The sequence below is a fragment of the Streptomyces phyllanthi genome, assembly GCF_009377205.1.
Lineage (GTDB): Bacteria > Actinomycetota > Actinomycetes > Streptomycetales > Streptomycetaceae > Streptomyces > Streptomyces phyllanthi.
This window is the reverse complement of record NZ_VJZE01000863.1, coordinates 1-1,703: the sequence shown is the minus strand read 5'-3', so window position 1 is coordinate 1,703 and position 1,703 is coordinate 1. Positions and strand designations below refer to the sequence as shown.

The following is a 1,703-nucleotide window of genomic DNA, read 5'->3' as shown; positions in this document are numbered from 1 at the left end:
CACCCCAGGCGTCGTTCAGCAGATCCGCCCCCGCCTCGCAGACCGCCTCACCCACCTCGTGCCGCCAGGTGTCGACACTGATCACGACATCCGGGAAGCGCCGTCGCACCTCCGCGACGAAACCCACCGTCCGCCGTGCCTCCTCCTCGGCCGTCACCTCGTCACCCGGCCCGGCCTTGACGCCGCCGATGTCGATGATGGCGGCCCCCTCCGCCACCGCCTGCTCCACGCGCGCGAGCGCGGGCTCGTCATGGAAGGTGGCTCCCGCGTCGTAGAAGGAGTCGGGGGTCCGGTTGACGATCGCCATGATCACCGGCTCGTGCGTACCGAATTCACGCCTGCCCAGCCTGAGCATCCCCTGTGACCTCTTCCAGTACGTGCCGCTGCTTAGCCGCCTGTGACCCTAACCGTCAGACTCGCATGGCACGATCGGACCCACACACAGTCGGAGCCGACACAGTCGGAGCTGACACATTCGACTCGGCACTTCCGGCCGGCGCACAGCGCGTCGGCCATGAGCGTGGGGACCCCAGCGATGTTCATGTTCTTCTTCCTGGTCGTCGCGCTCGCCGTCGTGGTCGCCGCGGTGACGCTCGCCGTGGTGGGCGGCGGCGAGAACGGCGCGCTGCCCGAGGCCGCGCCCGAGCGGTTCCAGGACCCCCTGCCCCAGGACCGCCCGGTGAACCGCGCGGACGTGGAGACGCTCCGCTTCCCGGTCGCCGTACGCGGTTACCGCATGGCGGACGTGGACGACGCCTTCGGCCGCCTCGGCGCCGAGCTCGCCGAGCGGGACGCCCGGATCGCCGACCTGGAGGCCGCCCTCGCCGGTGCCCGCGCGGCGACGGACCCCTCCGCCACCTCACTGCGCAAGCCGGAGGAGGGGGAGCACCGGTGAGCGGCGCCGCCATCACCGGCCCGGACGGCAGGCTGCGCTGCCCGTGGGCCCTGTCGACCGAGGACTACGTGGCGTACCACGACGAGGAGTGGGGCCGCCCGGTCCACGGCGACGACGCGCTGTTCGAGCGGCTCTCCCTGGAGGCCTTCCAGTCGGGCCTCTCGTGGATCACCATCCTGCGCCGCCGCACGGGCTTCCGCGCCGCCTTCGCCGACTTCAAGATCGCCTCGGTCGCGTCCTTCACCGACGAGGACCGCGCCCGTCTCCTCACTGACCCGGGCATCATCCGTAACCGGGCGAAGATCGACGCGACCCTCGCCAACGCGCGCGTGCTGGCCGAGTGGGCCCCGGGCGAGCTGGACGAACTGATCTGGTCGTACGCCCCGGACCCGGCCGCCCGCCCCGCCCCGATGGCCCTCGGTGACGTCCCGGCGGTCACGGACGAGTCGACGGCCCTGTCGAAGGCCCTCAAGAAGCGGGGCCTGCGCTTCGTGGGGCCGACGACGGCGTACGCGCTGATGCAGGCATGCGGACTGGTCGACGACCACCTGGCGGACTGCACGGCGAGACGGGGCTGAGCCCGGCCTTCAGCCCGCCACACGGCCTAGCCCTGCTGCCTAGGCGTCCCTGCTCCCGCCCCGGCATCCGTCCTCGCGCCGACGCCACGCAGTGGCCGCACTGCCGTCGGGAGCGGTGACGGTCGAGGCCGGGGCGCTCTCCGGGCCGGCGCTCGCGCCGGCCGCGGCGGTGGTGCGGTTCAGCGCGGTACGGACGCCGGGACCGGGCGTGGCGGGAGCCGTCCTGGCAC

At 73.0% G+C, this 1,703-nt stretch carries 3 protein-coding genes; 2 read left to right on the top strand and 1 reads right to left on the bottom strand.

All coding sequences use genetic code 11. From position 1 onward, the window contains the following. A partial coding sequence (locus FNH04_RS45695; RefSeq protein WP_194237054.1) for a dihydropteroate synthase occupies nt 1-355 on the bottom strand: 355 nt, incomplete at its 3' end. Between the two features lie 180 nt (nt 356-535). Here FNH04_RS45695 and FNH04_RS45690 point away from each other — a divergent pair. Together FNH04_RS45690 and FNH04_RS45685 are read left to right on the top strand one after the other, a co-directional pair. Continuing rightward, on the top strand, nt 536-895 hold the full coding sequence (locus tag FNH04_RS45690; protein ID WP_152792104.1) for a DivIVA domain-containing protein: 360 nt from the start codon (nt 536-538) through the stop codon (nt 893-895). Then, nucleotides 892-1,473, top strand: a complete 582-nt coding sequence (locus FNH04_RS45685) for a DNA-3-methyladenine glycosylase I (protein WP_322725748.1) — start codon at nt 892-894, stop codon at nt 1,471-1,473. The genes FNH04_RS45690 and FNH04_RS45685 overlap by 4 nt, the downstream gene beginning before the upstream one ends. The last annotated feature ends 230 nt before the right edge of the window (nt 1,474-1,703 follow it).

Bases quoted from the DNA above. Each gene is read 5' to 3' on its own strand.
- FNH04_RS45690 (WP_152792104.1), top strand. From the start codon at position 536: ATGTTCATGTTCTTCTTCCTGGTCGTCGCGCTCGCCGTCGTGGTCGCC.